This window comes from Mucilaginibacter sp. A3364 (genome assembly GCF_059690715.1).
On sequence record NZ_JCAWED010000001.1, the window covers coordinates 1,073,934 to 1,094,290 of the forward strand.

The window sequence follows — 20,357 nt, forward strand, 5'->3', positions numbered from 1 at the left end:
GTTGTGAGAAGGCCGAAAGCGATATCGTGTATTATTGTAGCCGTTACTGTTGCCATTTTATTATTAGCCGCTTCGCGCTCGAACGCGCAGGGAACCAGTAGCCGTGGCACCGAGTTTTGGACTGCGTATACTGATCATTCTGCCGGAGCAGCAGGCTCAAGCTTTGGCGGCTCAAGCCTGATGGTGTTGTACATTACATCTGATATAGCCACTTCGGGCAAAGTTGAAATACTAGACGGTAGTTTTAATATGCCGTATAATGTCAAGCCCGGAGAGGTAACATTTGTAAGCATACCTGGTAGCGCGTTTTTGGGTAGCGGTGGGCTTTTTTATAAAGGCATTCACATTACAGCGGCAAGGCCGGTAGCTGTGTACGCACATATTAACAACGCATCCGTATCAGGTGCCACTTTGTTGCTGCCGGTAAATAATTTAGGCAAGGAGTATTTGTCACTTAACTACACCCAAATAGCTAACCAAAACAATATTGGAAGGTCAAATTTCTCAGTAATAGCAACTGAAGACAATACCACTGTTAATATAACACCGGTTGCCGACCTGATGACCGGGCAGCGTGCAAATCAAATGTTTTCTATTGATTTAAAGAAGGGCGAGGTTTATCAGTGTATCGCAGCCCGGCTTGATGATCTTACCGGAAGTGCTATAAAGTCTGTGAGCACAGCTAACGGTACCTGCAAAAAAATAGCTGTATTTTCAGGTAGCAGTAAAATAGGTATTGTTTGTAATACGAGCAATCCGGGGAATCCTTCGTCTGATAATCTTTTTCAGCAAGTTTATCCAACATCGGCCTGGGGTAAAAAATATATAACGATCCCTCTGCTTGGGAGAAATTTTGATATTTACCGCATTGTTTTAAAAGAGCCTGGTACGCAGGTAAAACTCAATGGCATTACATTGCAAGCCAATCAATTCGTTAATAGTTTATATTATGAGTTCAGATCGCAAACCAGTAATGTAATAGAAGCCGACAAACAGATACAGGTTGTACAATATACAGCAACTCAAAATCAGTCTAACGCCGCCGGTTGTGGCACACAGGGAGAACCTGCCGGAGACCCTGAGATGATTTTTTTAACACCCGTTGAGCAAGGCCTTGATAAGGTGACTTTATATTCTACAGGATACTTTAATATAGATAACAGCTATATCAACGTGGTTATACCTACCAGTGCTGTTGGTTCTTTTACGTTAGATGGCATGCCGTATGGTAATTTTTTTCCCGTCTCCGGGCAGGTCGACTATTCATATGCTCAAATACCGGTTAGTAGTGGTCCTGATCAGGAAGGCCGACGGGGTAGAACCATTACTCAAGGTACGCACATCATAGCGGCATCCGAGCCATTTAATGCTATAGCTTACGGATTTGGCGGTGCTGAATCCTACGGCTACGCTGCAGGCACCAACTTAAAAGACCTGAACAACTACGTAGCATTTCAAGACCCTGCAGATAATACTAAAACTATTACTGCCGGCTGCGGTTCAACGGCTTATCAATTACAGTTAACACTACCTTACAAACCCACCAAAATTAAATGGGTGCTTGATGATGGTACCCCGGATCTGGAAATATCAAACCCGAATCCTGATGATGACCCGGTAAAGGATGGTAAACAGCTTTATGTATATAGGTACCCGACAAAAAAGGTATTCACAGTGGGCAGTCACAGCGTTGTTGCACTAGCCGAAAACCCGGGTGCCGACGAGTGTGGTTCGACGCAGGAGGTACGGTTTGATTTTATAAATTACGAAGAGATCACTACTACTAAACTGACCGTGAGTGATAATTGCTTTGGGGCCGAAACTCAATTCACTGATGCTACCGTTTTAAGTACCGACAGGGAGATTAAAAAATGGCTCTGGGATTTTGGCGATAGTACGCCCCCATCTACGTTAGCTAATCCGAAACACACCTACACCGACCCCGGCACCTACAACGTAAGATTAACTGTTACAGATAATAATGGCTGTGTAGGCGTTTCGCCAATTACACAGGTACATATTGCCACGCCGCCTGTTGTTGCTTTTAAAATGCCTGTAAATATCTGTAAAGACAAGGAATATGACTATGAGGATAACTCAACAAGTTCAGACGGAACAATAACCAAATGGGTTTGGGATTTTGGTGACAGTACACCCTTGCAAACCGGTAAGCAAGTAAAGCATATTTACGCCGCTACCGGCCCATACACGATTACTTTGACCGTAACTACTGATAACGGTACCACGGGCTGTACCAGTTTTAAAGCTACGCCAATAACTGTAAGGCCGTTGCCTGTTGTTGACTTTACCACGCCGCAAATATGCGAGAACGATTATCATTACAACATAGCCGGCCAGTTTATTCCCGAGGTTTTAATAGAAGATAAAACGGAATCTGAATTGACTTATCTATGGGATTTTGGCGATCCTGACAGGTCTACAGTTTTAAACCCTAACACCTCAACCCAAAAAAATGGAAGCCACCAATATACCAAGGAAGGCGACTATACAGTAACACTGCATGTTTTTTCTAAGTATGGATGCGAAACAACGAGAGTTAAAACCTTCACGGTAAACTCGGCACCGGTTGCAGACTTCGCTGTTGACAACACCTGTAGCAGTAAAGAGGTGTTATTTACGGATATGACGACGGTAAAAGGAACTATTACCAGGATAGAATGGTACTTTGATTGGGATCATCAAAAAACAAAGCCCGATAAGGAATTTCTAATGCCAACTGATAAAGTGTATAGCTACAAGTATCCGTATTTTAACGGTACGCAGCCTACTCCTTATACTGTTAGGATGGTTGCATATTCGGGCCAAAGCGTGGTGTGTCAAAGCGAAAAAATTAAAACATTCTTAGTTTATCCCGAACCAATCATCACCTTAAAATATAACAATACTACCATTGCCAGCAGTATTTCTGTTTGCGAAAAGGATGCGTCTTTCCCGATAGTTGAGGATAAAGGCGTTTACAATGGTGGTGGGGTGTTTACGGGAACCGGTATTTCAAGTACAGGGTTTTTTAATCCGGCAAGTGTCGGGCCCGGCACTTATCCAATCACTTACGTTTTTACAACTAATAACACGGGTTGTGTTTTTACAAAAACCTTTGATATTGTGGTTAACCCAACACCACGCGTTACTTTAGATCAAACGGTTACTATGTTATCAGGCGATAAAGTTACGCTGAATGCTGCGGCTACTTTAAGTTCGGGCACGATGACATATAGCTGGTCGCCGGCGACAGGCCTTGACCGAACCGATGTATTGAAACCTGTAGCTATGCCATTACAAGATATAACGTATACACTTGTTGTTAGCTCGGACAAGAGTTGCGCTGCCGAAGCGGTGAAGATCAATGTAAAAGTCTTACAGCCACCGGTAATACCAAATACCTTTACGCCAAATGGCGATGGCATAAACGATACCTGGGAAATAAAAAACCTGGAAACTTACCCGGGTGCCACCGTAGAGGTATTTAACCGTTATGGCGAACGTATGTTTAGCTCGCTGGGTTATTCAACCGCATGGGATGGCAGATTTAAAGGAGCAATATTGCCCAACGGCACTTATTATTATATTGTGGCACCTAAAAACGGGCGCAAGGTTGTATCAGGTTACATCGCCATTGTACGATAATGTTGAGCATGAATATTTTAAGCCGATAATTTGTTGCTTTTCAATTTAATTGATAGCTTAGAATATTTAATAAACTGTTGAAACCAATTTATCCTGGCCATTTACCCGGCCATATTTTATTTACTGTCCTTTTGGGGATATTGCTTTTTGAGCCTTTATTACTCAAGGCACAAAGTGATATGACCGTGCTCAGCGAAACCATTGTTCCTGCTATCAAATTTCCGGATATAGGATGCGCTTGTTATTGGACTAACAGTAACACAGCCATAGGTTTAAAAGCTTATAACGCTACCAATATCATTGACGAATTTCAGGCCACTAATTCCACTTTTGCACCCATACAGGGCACGGTATCGTTTAACACGGTAGTTGATAACCGCTTGCTGGCCTTTGTAAATGATGCCAACGCGCCGATATCTGTTTACGACCTCAGGGCCAAAGCTAAAATTGCTTCGTTCCCTATAGCGAGCCGTTTTGATCGTATATATACCAGTGCCGATGGTAATACCTACTACATTAATCTTGACGGCCAAAACAAGGTAGCTTTGTTTGACATGGCCTACCGGCAGATAGGCATGGTGAACTTACCTTACCGGCCGCAGGCTTTATATTTTAGTGCCGACGGCAAAACACTATATGTAAGCAATAGTACAGGCACACCTTTTAATAATGTATTGTCAATTATTGATATAGCTACCAGTGCGGTTTTAAAGGTGATACCGCTTAATTTTGGCGCCGTTGATATATTAGCAAATGCCGATGGCAGCCGCTTATATTTATTTTTGGGTACGAGTAAATTTGTTGCGGTGAATACCATAACGGGTAGCACGATAGGCGAGATCAGCCTGCCGAGTCTTGGTGGTATGGTGTTAAGCCCCGATGGGCGCAGTCTTTATGTAAGCACCGGACCGGGACGAAAAGTGTATTTTATTGACGCAGAAACCTTTGCTTTTACCACCATATCGATAGAGCCAACTGTAGATGCCAATTCTATGAAATTGAGCAAAGACGGCAGCAAGCTCTATATGGCGGGGTTAGACGTACAAAATTTTCAAAGCTGGATATATACAATTCATCCGCAGGCCAAGCTGGTATTAAGCCGCGTGTCTGTTCCTTATTTTATCAGGAGTATTTCATTAAGCGATGATGACAAGAGCCTGTATATTTTGCGCACCAGTATTGATGCATCACCTAGTAACTTGTATACTTTTGATGTGGCACAACAACAGATAACAGATGCTGTTGAAGTGCCAAAGGCTTTTACCTCATTAAATATATTGGTAACACAACAGCGTTGTAAAACAAAGCCCATTACGTTTACCATCACCGTTAATCAGCGCCCGCCGTTTATACAAGCATCAGGACCTATAACTGCTAAAACCACCGAATATGGTGACCCATCGTCAGCATCACCAATATCTGTATCTGGCAGATATATGGAAAAAGGCATCTTGATAAGTCCGCCCGAAGGGTTTGAAATAAGTGCTGATGGCATTACCTTCAGCAAAACGTTAACAGTTGGCTCAACTTACCATATCGATCCTCAAACTATTTATATCAGGCTAAGTGCTACTGCCAAGGCAGGCCCGCACTCCGGTGATGTGGTTTTTAGCAGTACAAATGCCGCCAATGTTAATTTGCCCGCAGCACTGAGCAATGTAACTCCGGCGCCTTTAACCATAACTGCCAATGATGCTATTAAAACCTACGGCTCGGTATTAACTGATGGCGGCGGTGTTACGGCGTTTAAACAGCAAGGGCTAAAAAATAATGAAGTAATAGGATCGGTAACTGCTAAGTACGGGCTTGGCGCTCGGGCTACCGATGTTGTAGGCCCGCCTTACTCTAAATCTGTTAAATTAGAGGCTGCTACAGGTGGTACATTTTCAATAAGTAACTATACACCGCACTATGAAGGCGCCGATATTATTGTTAAACCTGCGCTATTAACCGTTAAGGCCGATGATAAAAGCAGGTATTATGCCGATGCAAATCCCCCGCTTACGGTTAGCTATGGCGGCTTTGTAAACGGAGAAGACGTTGCGCAAATAACACAACTTGCGGTTGCTACAACAACGGCCGTACCTGCTTCGCCCGTGGGGCAGTATCCTATTGTGGTAAGTGGCGCTTCTGCACAAAACTATACCATGCAATATGTGCCCGGTATATTAACGGTAAATGTTAAACCATTGCTAATGGCCAACACCATTACCCCAAATGGCGATGGGGTGAATGATACCTGGGATATTCAAAACATAGCCCAGTTCCCTAAGTGTAAAATTGATATTTTTAACCGTTATGGTAATACTGTATATACATCTGTAGGGTATACTAACCCCTGGGCGGGTAAGGTAAACGGAAATGATCTACCTGCCGGGATATATTATTATATCATTAACCTGGGTAACAATAACAAAGCCCTTACCGGATACGTAACCATTGTTAAATAAAGTATGAGTGTAAGTGTTTTATTAATCATTAATTATTTTTTGGCTTATAATTAAGATTATGAACTGTTTATTTATCTTGCATAATAATAATTATAACCAAGGCCCTGTGCGCATAAACTATGTGGCGTAAATTTTTGATGAGGAGAATTGTTTTTTTAGCTGCGTTTGTGGCCTTTATTGCGCGTATAGCAAGTGCACAGCAACTGCCCCAGTACACACAATACGTTTTTAATAATTACCTGCTTAACCCGGCCGTAAGTGGTATTGAAAACTACACCGATGCTAAGGTAGGTTACCGTAGCCAGTGGACCGGTTTAGACGGTGCGCCGGTTACCAGCTATTTTTCAATTAACGCGCCTATCGGCCGTAATTTTATTGAGGGCGATGCTACCGCGTTTTCGGCGGGTAATGGTATCAATCCGTCAAGCAGGTTATATACCCAAAACTATCAAGCTGCCGAACCGCATCATGGTATAGGTTTTATGGTAATAACTGATAAAGCCGGGCCCATAACCCAAACAAACTTAAACGCAACATACGCCTATCACTTAGGTTTAACCGATAGGATGAACCTTGCTGTAGGTGTAGCTGCGGGCTTAAATCACATAACGCTTAATACATCATTAATAACCCTGGGCACAGCGCTTGATCCGGCTATTGCCAACGGAGAAAACAGCCAATGGAAACCCGATCTGGGTATAGGTGCCTGGTTATACTCGTCAAATTATTATGTGGGTGTATCGGTAAAGCAATTGCTGCCGCAGAATTTATATTTCAGCACTACAAACAGTACTATTAACCAAAGCAAAACAGTGCCGCATTACTTTTTAACGGCAGGTGTGAAGTTGTTTATGAGTGATGACCTAACCTTATTGCCATCATTCCTGGTTAAAAAGATAGACCCGGTACCATTTACTTATGATGTGAATATGAAAATGTCTTTCAGGGACAAATTCTGGCTGGGTGGTGCCTACCGTCATAATGATTCATTTGGTGTGCTGGCGGGCTTTAATTTAAGCTCATTCCTTAACGTAGGTTACTCATATGATATCACCACATCATCGCTAAACACCGTAAGTAACGGTACGCACGAAATTGTGCTGGGTATTATGCTGAATAACAGATACAGGGTTACTTGCCCGCAGCATGGATTTTAAGATAGAATCAAGAATCAAGAGTCAAGATTTTTTTGGATACTATAAAAAAGGCCTTCAGTTCACTGAGGGCCTTTTTCTTTTATACTAATCTGTCTTGATTCTTGGCTCTTGATTCTTGACTCTTACCTACAGTTCCTTCCTCAACCTTGCCACCGGGATATTCATTTGTTCGCGGTATTTGGCTACGGTGCGGCGGGCTATGTTGTAGCCGGCGTCTTTGAGTATTTCGGTCAGCTTTTCATCGGCCAGTGGATGGCGTTTGTCTTCTTTGCCTATGTGCTCTTCCAGTATCTTTTTAACCTCTTTGTTTGATACTTCTTCGCCGCTTTCGGTTTGGATAGCCTCGCTAAAGAATGATTTTAACAGGAAGGTGCCGTGTTCGGTTTGTACGTATTTTGAGTTTGCTACACGCGATACGGTTGATATATCCATACCAATACGGTCGGCTATATCCTTCAATATCATCGGCTTCAGGTTTTTGTCATCTCCTGTCAGGAAAAACTCATACTGATACTGCATAATAGCATTCATGGTTTTCAACAAGGTTTGCTGCCTTTGCTTTATAGCATCAATAAACCATTTGGCCGAATCAAGCTTTTGCTTTACAAACTGTACCGCCTCTTTCAGCTTTTTATCTTTTTGCGATGCCTTATCATAATGCTGAAACATTTCCTGGTACGAGCGGCTAACACGCAATTCGGGCGCGTTTTTCGAGTTCAGGGTAAGTATCAGCGTGCCATCGCTGTTTTTGATATGGAAATCAGGGATTACCTGTAGCTGTTTGGTGTTTATCTCGTTGGTGTCGCCCGGTTTTGGGTTAAGCTTTAATATTTCATTAACAACGCCCCTTAACTCGATAGATGACATGTTTAACGATTTTTCCAGCTTATCGTAATGCTTGCGGGTAAACTCGTCCAAATACTCTTCAACCACCAAAATAGCCTTTTTAACTATCGGATCGGTAACATCCTTGCGGCGCAGTTGTATCAATAAGCATTCCTGTAAACTGCGGGCACCAACGCCCGGAGGGTCAAAGCTTTGAATGAGTTTTAGCATCTCTTCAACCTCTTCATCCTCGGCCATTACATTTTGCGAAAAAGCCAGGTCATCCGTAAGCGACATGATGGGCCTGCGCAGGTAACCATCGTCATCCAAACTACCGATGATCTGTTTAGCTATGCTAAAATCCTTATCGGTAAGCGGTATCATATCCAGCTGCGCCTGCAGGTTCTCAAAAAAGGAGTTCTGCACTGCAAACGGTATCTCTTTGCTATCCTCGTCATCGTCGCCATTCTGGTCATAGCGCGAACCGTATTCGTTCACGTTATCTTCCTGCAGGTAATCGTCAATGTTAAACTCGTCGGCTTCGCCGCGTTCTTCGTCATTACTACTAAAATCATCGTCAGGGTCGCGGTCGGGATATTGCTCTTCGGGCTCGTTAAGGTTGGTTAAACTTAAGTCTTCAAGAGCGGGGTTTTCTTCCAGCTCCTCTTTTATCCGGGTATCTAACGATACGGTAGGCACCTGCAGCAATTTGATAAATTGTATTTGCTGCGGCGAGAGTTTCTGTAAGAGTTTCTGTTGAAGGTTCTGTTTTAACATAATAGAGTAGGGCAAATCTACATCAATTACCCTGAAATTGGAAACTTAGTTAATTGGATTATGTAATGCTATAAATGCCAAAAAACAACAATTGTTTGATAACGATTGTAAATTATTAATAACTTTAAATAAAAAGTATTTGCTATGGCTATTGTAAAAGAGTTTAAAGAGTTTGCCATGCGCGGCAACGTGGTTGATTTGGCAGTTGCGGTTGTTATAGGTGCAGCTTTCGGAAAGATTGTGAGTTCGTTGGTTGATGATATTATCACTCCGGCTATTCTTACCCCGGCCCTTAAGGCAGCTCACCTAACCAACCTTGCCGAACTGGTAATCCCCGGCACGGCCATAAAGTATGGCAACTTCCTGTCGCAAATCATATCGTTTATTATAGTTGCTATAGCCTTATTTATTATAGTGAAGGCTATAAACGCTACCAAAAAGAAGGAAGAGGAAAAACCGGCGCCTGCACCGGTGCCAACTAAAGAAGAAATTTTATTGACCGAAATACGCGATCTGTTAGCGAAGAAATAATTAGTCCATAGTCGATGGTCCATAGTCCATAGAGCCAATTGCTATCGACTATGGTCCATGAACTATCGGCCCCTGGTTACAATAATATAATCCGCATTCTGCTGGTATTGCGCCCAGTTAGGATTATCAAAGTTTTTCTCCGCGTAAGCGTTAATATTTACCACACGAGCTTTGGGCGCGTATTTTTTCAGCTGCGCTATAATGCCTAGTTTCTCTTCGCTGTGGAAACCACCGTTTACGTTTAATATTTTGTAGTTTTTGTGTTCCTTGTAAAACCGGGCAATGCTCCAGGCCATGGTAGCATCCCACAGGTTTTGCGATTGATAGATCTTCATGTTGCCCATACCGGCCATGGCACTGTGGCCGCCCATTGTTTTCACAAACTTTTCGTAGTAAGGGCCGGTAGCGGTATCAATAGGCAGGGGCGGCAGGTAGCTTAAAGCAGTTTTGTTTAGTTTTGACAGATTGCTCAGGCCGCCGGCACTCACCATATTGGTGTAGCGTGATGGCGCATTAGCTGCCACCACAGGTGCATTGCTGCCTTTGGCAAGCTCTACTAAGCCACGGTAATCTTTATTGTAATTGGGCCATGCGCGGGCGTCAGTCAGTAATTTCTTTTCGCGGATGAGGCCCTGCAAATATTCATCAACAACGATCTGCACATCTGTTTCAAACATTTCTAACGAAAGGGCTGCTTTTCCCGGATACTTATCCACAATTTTTTTGAAAAGCTCCAGTTCAATCGTATGGCCTATGGAATCATTATGTTCTTCGCCATAAAATAAGATATCTGCACGATCGAGATCAAGCAGAATGTCATCGAGATTTACTTGCTTTTGCAGAGCAGTGCTGTATATTTTAAAGTTTTGATTGCTAGTTGTTTGGCTTAATGAAATAAGCGGAGCGAGTAAAAGCAACAGGGCCAGGCAGCGTTTCATGGGTAAAAATATTTGCCGTTAAGGTACGCCACAATAGGGTGTTATACAAATAACTGTGTAAATGTGTATAAAAGTGTATGATATTGTTTGATTAGTTAGAAAAAAGCACTACATTTGCGCTCTTGTTTTTAAAAACAAAATATAATAAACAGTCATGAAAAGAACATTTCAGCCTTCTCAAAGAAAAAGAAGAAATAAACACGGTTTCCGTGAGCGTATGTCTAGTGCCAATGGCAGAAGAGTATTAGCAGCCAGAAGAGCTAAAGGCAGAAAAAAACTGTCAGTATCTAGCGAAGGTCGTCACAAAGCATAAATCTTCGGTTACTTTCTCTGTTAGCAGGGGCTGAGCCGGCATTTTAAAAAATTTCGGTTCATAAACAGTAACAATGTATACTTTTAAAAAAGAAGAACGGTTATGTAATAAAAGGCTCATTGACGGGCTTTTTCATAACGGTTCTTCTTTTTTATGTTATCCCTTCAAAGTATCATGGCAGGTTGCTGACGCGGCCGTGCCTCAACACGTTCCGGCTCAAATTTTATTCTCGGTACCCAAAAAACGTTTTAAACGGGCGGTTGACCGCAACGTACTAAAACGCCGTATGCGCGAGGTTTATCGCCTTAGCAAGCAGCAATTGCTGTATGATACTTTACAAACCGGCGATAAAAAAATTGTGCTGGCCATTGGCTACATAGGCAAAGTAATTGAGCCTTATGATATGATGGAAAAACGCATGCAAAAGCTGTTAACCCAATTAAGTAACGATATTATAAAATGAGCGCCATAACCAAAGCTATTAAAGCGGTTATAGGCGCTTTTTTTTTATTGCTGATAAAGTTATATCAATATTTAATTTCGCCGCTTACAGGCGCCTCATGCCGTTATACGCCCACCTGCTCGCAATATGGGGTAGAGGCTATAAAAAAATATGGCCCTTTTAAAGGCGGATGGTTAACTTTGAAACGCATTGGCCGCTGCCACCCTTGGGGCGGGCACGGGCATGATCCGGTACCGTGAAGATTTTAGTCATTGGGTCATTAAGTCATTGGGTCATTTTTATAAATGTCAATGACTTAATGACCTAATGACACAATGACTAATGACCAATGACAATTTTACAAATAGAAACCGCTACCACCGTTTGTTCTGTCGCTCTGGCCCAGGATGGACAGACAATTGCCGTTAAACAACTTAACGAGCGCAACATCCACGCCGAGGTAATTACTCTGTATATTGATGGATTATTGAAGGGTGAAGGTTTACAGTATGCGGATATCGACGCTATAGCTGTAAGCGCCGGACCGGGCTCATACACAGGTTTGCGTATAGGTATATCAACCGCCAAAGGTTTATGTTATGCGCTTGATAAACCCCTTATTGCAGTTGAAACTTTGGAAGCGATGGCGCAAGGAATAATAGCCGATAAACCTGCTTTAATAAATGATGGTATGTTGCTATGCCCCATGATAGATGCGCGCCGTATGGAGGTTTACAGAGCTTTATTTGATGCTCAAGGCAATCGCGTTAAAGCAACCGCTGCCGAAATAATAGATGAGCAGACTTTTGCTACCTTATTACAAACCCATAAAGTATTGTTTTTTGGCGACGGTGCCGAAAAATGTAAAGGTGTAATAGGTGATAAGGCTAACGCGATATTTTATACCGAGTTTGCTAACTCAGCCACTCATATGAGTAAACCGGCTGCAGCTAAGTACGCCGCCGGCGATTTTGAAAACGTGGCTTATTACGAACCTTTTTACCTGAAAGATTTTTTGGTTACGACTAAGAAAGGGGCCTAGTAATTCGGGTCTTTATGAAACCATTTTTCAAACAGCTTACCCAAGAAACCTTTGTCGCCATTAGGCATTGATGGCGAATTCATCGGGTTTTCAATAACCTGGCCAAACTTGAATGTGATACCCATAAACAGGTCAGCTCCGCTGTAAGCGCCGTATTGCCTGTTTTCCTGCACCTTATTTGCACCGCCGCCGTTTACCGCATTGCCAACAAGGTTGGCAGTTTGAAACAGTCTGTCGCTACCAATAAAAAACTCAGCATTAGGGCTTTTGATCATAAATTGGGCACCAATGTTAAGCAGGCGCATATCATTGTATGATGTTGTTAACGATATGATTTTATTCTCGTGTTGTAAGGGAGCTACCAATGCTGCGGTAAAGCCTGTATAAAACAATTCTTTCTGCGCTATCAATGTAGGCGAAAATTTGAACTGTTGAGCATAGCCTAACCAGTAATCTTTATTCACGCTTATCTCGGCAACGCCGTTGGTAACGGTTGAAAAGCCATTTTTAAGGTTTGATGCGGTGGTTATCCTCTCTACAGCATTCCTGATATTGATCTCGCGTTGCGGACCGGTTATCCCTTGTATAAGCGCGGTATCATTAGCAAATGCGGCGCTGCTTCCTTTCCAGTGTATAAAGCCTACGTTTTTTGCATTAAACTGAAAGTTATAGCCCTCCTCATTACGATATTGAGTACCAATACTTATTGACGCACCGGCATTTTGAAAACCTAAGCCGGCCATATTTAATTTGGTTCCGGTAGGTTTCTGGCTTATGCGGGCTTTACCGCGTAAAGAGAGTGTGGCATTATCCTGCGTTTTGTCAAAACTAATGCTTGATTGATCAACATTCACCTGCGTATAGTTTATACCAGATAAAGCGCTAAACTTTACACCAAAGGCAAATTGCGGGCTTATGCGTTCGCGGTAAGTTACGCCAATTTGGTGGTAAGCCTGTAAATAAAATTTATCATTGAAAACATTGTCGTAAACGTTATCAGGAAAGTTTAAGTAGCCGTTAAATAAGGCCAGTGATTCATCTGTAGCTAATCCTCTTGATTCTGCCCGGGTGTTCATAAAAAAGCCCAGTTCCTGGTCGCCGCCAAGGCTGGTAAACACTTTAAACATAACCGCGTAGTTATTTAGGTTTACGTTTAAGTGGTTATAACGGCTTTTGCCAACTTCAAGCGCGCCTGTGTTATAATAATCAGAAAATGCGCGGCTGCGTGCCGTTGCCTGGGCATTGCCTGTTAAATATACATTGCCATTAAAGCTTGGTATAAAAAAGTTAAACGCCATCATCCGGCTCGAATCCGGGATGAATGAACGTTGCGCCGGATTTTCGAACGAATCGTAAAGCGTACCCGTATTATATTGAGAGAATTGCTGCCCGAAAACTTTGGCAGTCAACACAAAAAAACAACATATCAGTAAAATTCTCTTCATCAAAAATAATCAGGTTCTGTATTAAAGTTGTTAAATATAAATACTCCCAACTTATTATCAGAAAAATAAATAATTTAATAATAAACCTATAACACTGTTATTGTGGTATTTATTGCGCAATAGCGGTAACTGCACTGCTATCAGCAACATTTAAACCCATGCAAAAACTGGTGTAAAAGTTTTTTCCTGACGCGGATAATTGATAAGACGCCGAATAAAAATTTTTCCATCGGTTATTTTTGTTTTCGTACGATTTTAAAAACACATCGTTCAGATCGCGCTTCAGGATGCTTTGCGAGTTTTTGAAGTTGATATACCATGCTACGTTGCTTCGTTCGGTTACCAGGGTGTTAAAGCGGTTAAACGCGCTAAGCTTACTCTGAAACTTACGGTTCAAATACACATCGGCATAGCTTTGTAATTCGTTTTTACTGTTGGCCAGCACCAGGTAATTATCAATCACCATAAACCACGGATGATTAAACATGCTGAAGGCATCGCCCAATAAAAAATAGGGTAGTTTGTTAAAATTAAGCTGGCCCATATTATCATCGGCCATGGTACTTAAGTTGTATAAAGTCGATTTTAGTTTAGAGCCATCTGTGAGGTTAATAATGGCCAGGCGTTCCATAAAGCGGGTGGTAACCACGGCAAATTCGTTACCTAATACCTGGTTAAATTCGTTGATAAGGTTAACCCCCGTCTCTGTTCTTACCCGGTTAAATACCGAATCTTTTTCATGCTGCAAACCTGCTTTAGTTTGCCATGCTGATAGGTCGGATTTAAATTTCTTCGGATCGGACACGGCGAAGCTTACGCTGTATGCCGTAGTTGCGGGGAAAATATCTTTCAACTCGTTAATCACCGGCTGTTGGTTTAAAAACAGGTTAAAATAGCTTACCGCTTTATCGGCCTGTATTTCGGTATAGCCATTAAACATCAGGGCATCGCTTTTAAAGTTCAGATCAAGCACGCCTAACGCGGGCAACATGCGCATACCCTTAAAAATATCGTTGTTTTTGTTTTTAAACACATTGGCCCAAAGCACACCAAGCTTGCTGTAGTTAACGTATAGGTTAGCTAATGAATTTGCGCTTTGCTGATTTGAAAGCTGGATAAAGGTTTGCTTATTAACCTGCGGCACATAACGTGCGCTTTGCTCCAGTAATTCCTTCGAAAAACTGCCGGCATAAATGCCTTCGGCGCGGGTAACCATGTAAAAACGTTTTTTTAACTGTTTTGAATATACCGTGTAGCCCGGTTTACTATCAATAGCAATAGTGGTTATCAGTAATTTATTACTTGGTTTTTTTGCAAGTTCATCAAGCACCGCCGGGTTAAATTTATTGGTGGCGGTTGAAGTTAGTAGCAGCTCAACCGCTCCGCTTTTTACCGGGTGGAAGGAAATAAAAATGTTTTGCCCTGTAAAAAACGGTTCGATATCAGGGTGAGCAAGTAGTTGCGCTCGCAACGTATCCAGTTCGCTGATCTGTTCTTCGCCAATAATGTTGGTGAAGAGTTCGTTGTCCTTAAATATATCGTAAAATCCTTTCTCGTTGTTAAATTCAAAAACAAGGGCGGCATCGTCGGGTATGGTGCGCATTACTTCGGTAGTGCGCATGCCGGGCGGGTTCAAATTTTTAAAATAAAGTACAGTTATAAGCGCGGTAGCTATAAGCAGTATAATAGTTATGACAATGGCTCGCCTCATAATTGTTTGTGCTGCAAGTTAAGATTTTTAAGGCCATGCATTCAAGTAATACTTTCAATTTGGTTAACTTAGCCTTTTTGTATCTTATGACTAAACAGATCATTTTAACGGCTTCGGTTTTTGGTGCAATTGCGGTTATGGCCGGTGCTTTTGGCGCCCATGCTTTAAAAGCGGTTTTGAACCCTACGCAACTACAAACCTGGCAAACCGCTGTACAGTATAACTTTTACCACGTATTTGCTTTGTTGTTTTTAGCCACTTTAACGCAAGGCAATAACAGCGGCTTATCTTATGTAAGCTATTGGTTGTTTACTTTCGGTATCGTGCTGTTTTCAGGCTCGCTGTATCTGCTATCGTGCCGCGAAGCGTTGGGCTGGGACTGGTTGCGCATTATGGGCCCAATAACGCCCATTGGCGGCTTGTTATTTATTGCCGGTTGGGTAACACTGGCACTATCAGTACTAAAAGGTAAATAATAAATTTAGATGCTTGAATTTGCCGACGCAGCCGCTACCGGCCGTAAAACGCTTTTTGTTGAAGTTATTTTGCCTTTGGCGATAGCGAAAAACTATACCTACCGGGTTCCTTACGAGTTGAACAACCTGGTGGAGGTAGGCAAACGCGTGGTGGTGCAGTTTGGTAAAAGTAAGTTGTATACGGCAATTGTATCTTCAATAGGCGATCAGGCACCTGAGAAATACGAAGCCAAGTATATTTTAGAGATACTGGATGATAGGGCGGTGATCACCCAACGCCAGTTACAGTTTTGGAAATGGCTGGCCGACTATTACATGTGCAACGAAGGCGAAGTAATGAACGCCGCCCTGCCTACGGCCCTAAAACTGGCCAGCGAAACCAAAATTGTACTCAACAAAGGCTTTGAATATGATCGCACCGATCTGAACGACCGTGAATATTTAATTGTTGACGCGCTGGATATCCAACCGGAATTAACCGTGAATGATATTGCCAAACTGCTGGGGCAAAAAACGGTGATGCCTATTCTGAAGCAACTGTTTGAGAAGAATATCATCAATATCTCCGAAGAGGTAAGCGATAGGTACAAACCACGCAAGCGTACCTTCATCAGCCTTAATCCCGAATACCATAACCAGGACAGCCTGCGCGAGTTGTTTGCCATACTGGAAAAACGCGCACCCAAGCAAGCCGATGCCGTATTGGCTTTTATAAAACTGGCCCGGCATCAAAAAACAATATCAAAAACCGAACTGATTGAAGAAAGTGGTGCCGGCGCGGCCAGCATTGCGTCGTTAATTGAAAAAGAGGTTTTTATTGCCGAGGAGAAAAACGTTAGCCGTCTGCATTTTGAAGATGATGAGATCTATACCAGTTTTGAGTTGAGCGAACATCAATCGGCAGCGTTAGCAGAAATCAGAGCGCAGTATGAAGAGAAGGATGTGATACTATTGCATGGTGTAACCGCGTCGGGCAAAACACAAGTTTACATCAGGTTGATTGAGGATATGATAGCGCAGGGCAGGCAGGTACTTTACCTGTTGCCTGAAATTGCGTTGACAACCCATGTTATAGAGCGTTTACGGGTATACTTTGGCGCCAGCATAGGTGTATATCACTCGCGTTTTAATGATAACGAGCGGGTAGAGGTTTGGCAGAAGGTTTTAAATAACGAGTATAAAGTGGTGCTTGGCGCCCGCTCATCGGTGTTTTTGCCGTTTGCCGATCTGGGCTTGATCATTGTTGACGAGGAGCACGAAACATCGTACAAACAATATGATCCCGCCCCGCGGTATAATGCACGCGACGCGGCTATATTTTTGGCTAATTTATACGGTGGCAAGGTATTACTGGGATCGGCCACGCCATCTTTTGAAAGTTATTATAATGCCCGCACCCAAAAATATGGTTTTGCTGAGCTGACTGAACGTTACGGTGGGGTTGAACTGCCTACCATTGAAGTGGTAAGCATTGCCGAAGAAACCAAAAAGAAAACCATGCAGGCACACTTTAGTGGTGTGCTGATGGCTGATATAAACCAGGCGCTTGAAGCTAAAGAGCAGGTGATATTGTTCCAAAACCGCCGTGGTTATGCCCCGGTGCTGATATGCAAAATATGCGCCTACACACCTAAGTGCATTAACTGCGATGTAAGTTTAACCTACCACAAACACAGCGGCAAGCTGCATTGCCACTATTGCGGATACAAGGAAGACACACCATCTATTTGCCCGGCCTGCGGATCTACCCATATTGAGTACAAAGGCTTTGGTACTGAAAAAGTGGAAGATGATCTGTCGCTTATATTGCCGCAGGCACGCCTTGCCCGTATGGATATGGATACCACCCGGTCGCGCAACGCGCTGCAAAATATATTGAACGATTTAGAAGAAAAGCGGATAGACATATTGGTGGGTACCCAAATGGTTGCCAAAGGGCTTGATTTTGCCGATGTAACGGTGATAGGTATTATTAATGCGGATAGCCTGCTTAAATTTCCGGACTACCGTGCCAACGAACGTAGCTATCAAATGCTGTCGCAGGTTAGCGGCAGGGCGGGCCGTAGGGGTAAGCAGGGCAAGGTTGTAATACAAACCTATGATCCGGCGCACCGCGTGATAAAGCAGGTGATTGAGAATAACTATACCGAACTGTATTTTACTGAAATGGAAGAGCGTAGAGCTTTTCATTACCCGCCGTTCTATCGCATTATCAACCTGGATATCAAACATAAAGACCCGGAAATACTGTATAACCAGGCCGCTTATTTAGGTGCCGAGTTACGCAAAAATTTGGGTGCTGAGCGGGTTGTTGGTCCGCAGGTGCCTTTAGTAAGCCGCATACGCAACTACTATATCCAATCCATTATGTTAAAGTTTGAAAAGGATGGTGTATCTATTAACAAAGTAAAAGCTACCATCAGGGATGTGATCACCCAGTTTCAAACCACCAAACTCAGCAAAGGCAGCATTGTGCAGCCCGATGTTGATCCTTACTAAAAACAAAAAACCCGAACAGTAAGCGCTATTGTAAGCCTTACCATCCGGGCAGCAGGAGGGTTTTTGCCAAAAACAGTGAATTACTTGTTTTTAATATTCTTAATATCTACTTGCGAAAAGTACAAATGAGCAGCAAGTCCGCATTGCGTTTTTGTTTTTAGTAAATGATAACTTACCACTACTTTGGCATTGTTCACCTTAAATTTATCGGGTAAGTTGGTGGGACTGTAAGTCACAGTGTCTAATTTTAGCTGCCAGCCACAGCCATCGGTTGCTATAGGGCCCGCGTCTATCACTGTCGCGTTAGCAATTAATAAGTCCGGGTCCTGTTCTTTTTTGCAGGCTATTACCGCCGTTGTTAAGGTCAGGACTGCAAACAGCACCCACTTAGCAGATAGTTTTTTCATTATAGTAAATAGGGTTATTGTGTAGTGTAAATTGTTTCTAAGTGCAGTATTTCGGCCTGTGTTTGGCCTCCGTTAGGCAACATGCCACAATTAAACTTAGTTGATAACACCTTGTAATTGATGGATACACGCAGGTTGTTAACCTCGTATTTCTTTTCAAGGTTGGTAGGGCTGTAATACACGTATCCTGCGGCGTTAGCACTGTCTACCTTTAGCAGCCAACCGCAGCCATCAACAGCAAGCGCGCCGGTATACACAATAGTGGCATTACTTTTTTTGTTAACACCATCTTTTTTGCATGATAGTAATACCGTGGTAAAAGCTAACAGGGCAATTATGGTAAACAGTAGCAGTTTAATGTTCAATACGTATTTCATGTAGGGTTTTGTAGGGTTGTTTATTGATAATACGATGCATTATTGTCAAACGCTACAGCGGCATAATTTTTTTTGATTGACTGTTAACGAGATAAACCGAATGTGGATATTTTGCCTTTGGCGATTGCGGATATGCTTATAAACGGATGCCGATTTTATATAACTTTACAGCTACAATGGCTTACAAGTATATTGATAATTACCGCGAGCGGGGTGCACGTAAACGACTGGTTGATATTTTACATAAGAAAGGAATAGAAGACGCGCGCGTATTGGAAGCCATTGGCAAAGTACCCCGACACTATTTTTTCGACGAAACTTTCTGGAACCAGGCTTACAAGGATATCGCTTTCCCGATAGGCGAAGGGCAAACTATATCACAACCCTATACCGTAGCTTACCAAACCGAACTATTACACATTAACAAAGGCGATAAAGTGCTTGAAATTGGCACCGGCTCGGGCTACCAAACCTGTGTGCTAATAGAAGTTGGCGCCAAAGTTTACACCATTGAACGCCAGGAAAAACTATACGAACGTACTAAACTGGTTTTACCACACATAGGCTATAAAGCCAAATTTTTTGTTGGCGATGGATCGAGAGGTATAGCCGCCCATGCCCCATACGATAAAATTATAGTAACCGCCGGCGCACCCACCGTGCCCGAAGTACTGCTTGATCAATTAAAGATAGGTGGTATACTGGTTATCCCCGTAGGAGATGAAAATTCGCAAAAAATGGTAACCATCCTAAAGGTAGGTGAGCATGACTATGAAAAGCATGTGCTGGATACTTTCAGGTTTGTGCCTTTAGTAGGGGATAAAGCGTGGTAGGGAGATTTCGAAATTCGAAATCAAAACTATCTCTTCATCGCTCTATCAATCTCCACTTTAGTATCGCGCTCTTTAAGGGTTTCGCGTTTATCAAAAGTTTTCTTGCCTTGGGCCAGGCCTATTTCCAATTTGGCAAAGCCGCGTTCGCTGATGAATAGGGCGAGCGGGACAATGGTCAGGCCTTTTTCTTCGCCTCGGGTTTGGAGTTTTTTGAGTTCTTTTTTGTTAAGCAACAGCACCCGGTCGCGTTTGGCTTCGTGATTATAAAACGAGCCGAACGTGTATTCGGAAATATGCAGGTTACGCACATATAGCTGGTTGCTGATGAATGTACAAAAAGCGTCGTTAATGTTAGCCTTGTTCTGGCGGATTGATTTTATCTCAGTACCCAGCAGCTTAATACCAGCCACGTACTTATCCAGTATATGGTATTCAAAATAGGCCTTTTTATTCTTTATGTAGATCTTATCGTCGCTCATGGGGTGACAA

Annotated in this window: 18 protein-coding genes; 11 read left to right on the plus strand and 7 right to left on the minus strand. The window is 42.7% G+C overall.

What is annotated here, in order from left to right; translation table 11 throughout:
* Positions 1 to 3: 3 nt before the first annotated feature.
* The 3 genes from AC59JT_RS04775 (at position 4) to AC59JT_RS04785 (ending at position 7,252) form a co-directional block, all read left to right on the plus strand.
* Positions 4 to 3,645 carry a PKD domain-containing protein gene (locus AC59JT_RS04775; RefSeq protein WP_497396468.1) on the plus strand — a complete coding sequence of 1,214 codons (3,642 nt, stop codon included), beginning with the start codon at positions 4 to 6 and terminating at the stop codon, positions 3,643 to 3,645.
* A gap of 179 nt (positions 3,646 to 3,824) precedes the next feature.
* Complete coding sequence (locus AC59JT_RS04780) at positions 3,825 to 6,095, plus strand: MBG domain-containing protein (protein ID WP_497396469.1); 2,271 nt, start codon at positions 3,825 to 3,827, stop codon at positions 6,093 to 6,095.
* 137 nt (positions 6,096 to 6,232) lie between these two features.
* Positions 6,233 to 7,252, plus strand: coding sequence for a PorP/SprF family type IX secretion system membrane protein (locus tag AC59JT_RS04785; RefSeq protein WP_497396470.1), 1,020 nt, complete (start codon positions 6,233 to 6,235; stop codon positions 7,250 to 7,252).
* A gap of 126 nt (positions 7,253 to 7,378) precedes the next feature.
* Here AC59JT_RS04785 and rpoN read toward each other — a convergent pair whose 3' ends face one another.
* On the minus strand, positions 7,379 to 8,854 hold the full coding sequence (rpoN, locus tag AC59JT_RS04790) for an RNA polymerase factor sigma-54 (protein WP_497396471.1): 1,476 nt from the start codon (positions 8,852 to 8,854) through the stop codon (positions 7,379 to 7,381).
* 144 nt (positions 8,855 to 8,998) lie between these two features.
* On the opposite strand from rpoN, the gene mscL reads away from it, so the two are divergent.
* The gene (gene mscL / locus AC59JT_RS04795) at positions 8,999 to 9,385 is read left to right on the plus strand and encodes a large-conductance mechanosensitive channel protein MscL (protein ID WP_497396472.1); all 387 of its coding nucleotides are present in this window, start codon (positions 8,999 to 9,001) and stop codon (positions 9,383 to 9,385) included.
* Positions 9,386 to 9,447: 62 nt separating this feature from the next.
* On the opposite strand, the gene AC59JT_RS04800 is transcribed toward mscL, so the two are convergent.
* Positions 9,448 to 10,323, minus strand: a complete 876-nt coding sequence (locus AC59JT_RS04800; RefSeq protein ID WP_497396473.1) for a ChaN family lipoprotein — start codon at positions 10,321 to 10,323, stop codon at positions 9,448 to 9,450.
* Positions 10,324 to 10,477: 154 nt separating this feature from the next.
* Here AC59JT_RS04800 and rpmH point away from each other — a divergent pair, with 154 nt between their 5' ends.
* The 4 genes from rpmH to tsaB all read left to right on the plus strand — a co-directional run bounded on the left by rpmH (position 10,478) and on the right by tsaB (position 12,120).
* Positions 10,478 to 10,636 (plus strand): 50S ribosomal protein L34, encoded by a 159-nt coding sequence (gene rpmH / locus AC59JT_RS04805; protein ID WP_497396474.1) that lies wholly within the window; start codon positions 10,478 to 10,480, stop codon positions 10,634 to 10,636.
* A 73-nt stretch (positions 10,637 to 10,709) separates the two neighbouring features.
* A complete protein-coding gene (locus AC59JT_RS04810) occupies positions 10,710 to 11,099 on the plus strand; it encodes a ribonuclease P protein component (RefSeq protein ID WP_497396475.1) in 390 nt (129 codons plus the stop codon).
* Positions 11,096 to 11,338, plus strand: a complete 243-nt coding sequence (gene yidD / locus AC59JT_RS04815) for a membrane protein insertion efficiency factor YidD (protein WP_497396476.1) — start codon at positions 11,096 to 11,098, stop codon at positions 11,336 to 11,338. The genes AC59JT_RS04810 and yidD overlap by 4 nt, the downstream gene beginning before the upstream one ends.
* Positions 11,339 to 11,427: 89 nt before the next feature.
* Positions 11,428 to 12,120 carry a tRNA (adenosine(37)-N6)-threonylcarbamoyltransferase complex dimerization subunit type 1 TsaB gene (gene tsaB, locus AC59JT_RS04820; RefSeq protein ID WP_497396477.1) on the plus strand — a complete coding sequence of 231 codons (693 nt, stop codon included), beginning with the start codon at positions 11,428 to 11,430 and terminating at the stop codon, positions 12,118 to 12,120.
* On the opposite strand, the gene AC59JT_RS04825 is transcribed toward tsaB, so the two are convergent.
* Complete coding sequence (locus AC59JT_RS04825; protein WP_497396478.1) at positions 12,117 to 13,565, minus strand: DUF5723 family protein; 1,449 nt, start codon at positions 13,563 to 13,565, stop codon at positions 12,117 to 12,119. The genes tsaB and AC59JT_RS04825 overlap by 4 nt on opposite strands.
* A gap of 109 nt (positions 13,566 to 13,674) precedes the next feature.
* Entirely contained in the window at positions 13,675 to 15,276 is a 1,602-nt protein-coding gene (locus AC59JT_RS04830; protein ID WP_497396479.1) for a hypothetical protein, read from the minus strand.
* 86 nt (positions 15,277 to 15,362) lie between these two features.
* On the opposite strand from AC59JT_RS04830, the gene AC59JT_RS04835 reads away from it, so the two are divergent.
* Both AC59JT_RS04835 and priA read left to right on the plus strand, forming a co-directional pair.
* Positions 15,363 to 15,752, plus strand: a complete 390-nt coding sequence (locus tag AC59JT_RS04835) for a DUF423 domain-containing protein (protein WP_497396480.1) — start codon at positions 15,363 to 15,365, stop codon at positions 15,750 to 15,752.
* A 9-nt stretch (positions 15,753 to 15,761) separates the two neighbouring features.
* On the plus strand, positions 15,762 to 18,251 hold the full coding sequence (gene priA, locus AC59JT_RS04840) for a replication restart helicase PriA (RefSeq protein ID WP_497396481.1): 2,490 nt from the start codon (positions 15,762 to 15,764) through the stop codon (positions 18,249 to 18,251).
* Positions 18,252 to 18,331: 80 nt separating this feature from the next.
* Here priA and AC59JT_RS04845 read toward each other — a convergent pair whose 3' ends face one another.
* Together AC59JT_RS04845 and AC59JT_RS04850 are read right to left on the minus strand one after the other, a co-directional pair.
* Positions 18,332 to 18,658, minus strand: coding sequence for a hypothetical protein (locus tag AC59JT_RS04845; protein WP_497396482.1), 327 nt, complete (start codon positions 18,656 to 18,658; stop codon positions 18,332 to 18,334).
* A gap of 14 nt (positions 18,659 to 18,672) precedes the next feature.
* Entirely contained in the window at positions 18,673 to 19,035 is a 363-nt protein-coding gene (locus tag AC59JT_RS04850; protein WP_497396483.1) for a hypothetical protein, read from the minus strand.
* Between the two features lie 176 nt (positions 19,036 to 19,211).
* Between AC59JT_RS04850 and AC59JT_RS04855 the strand changes: the two genes are divergently transcribed.
* Entirely contained in the window at positions 19,212 to 19,868 is a 657-nt protein-coding gene (locus tag AC59JT_RS04855; RefSeq protein WP_497396484.1) for a protein-L-isoaspartate(D-aspartate) O-methyltransferase, read from the plus strand.
* Positions 19,869 to 19,894: 26 nt separating this feature from the next.
* Here AC59JT_RS04855 and smpB read toward each other — a convergent pair whose 3' ends face one another.
* Positions 19,895 to 20,347, minus strand: a complete 453-nt coding sequence (gene smpB, locus AC59JT_RS04860; protein WP_497396485.1) for an SsrA-binding protein SmpB — start codon at positions 20,345 to 20,347, stop codon at positions 19,895 to 19,897.
* Between the last annotated feature and the right edge of the window lie 10 nt (positions 20,348 to 20,357).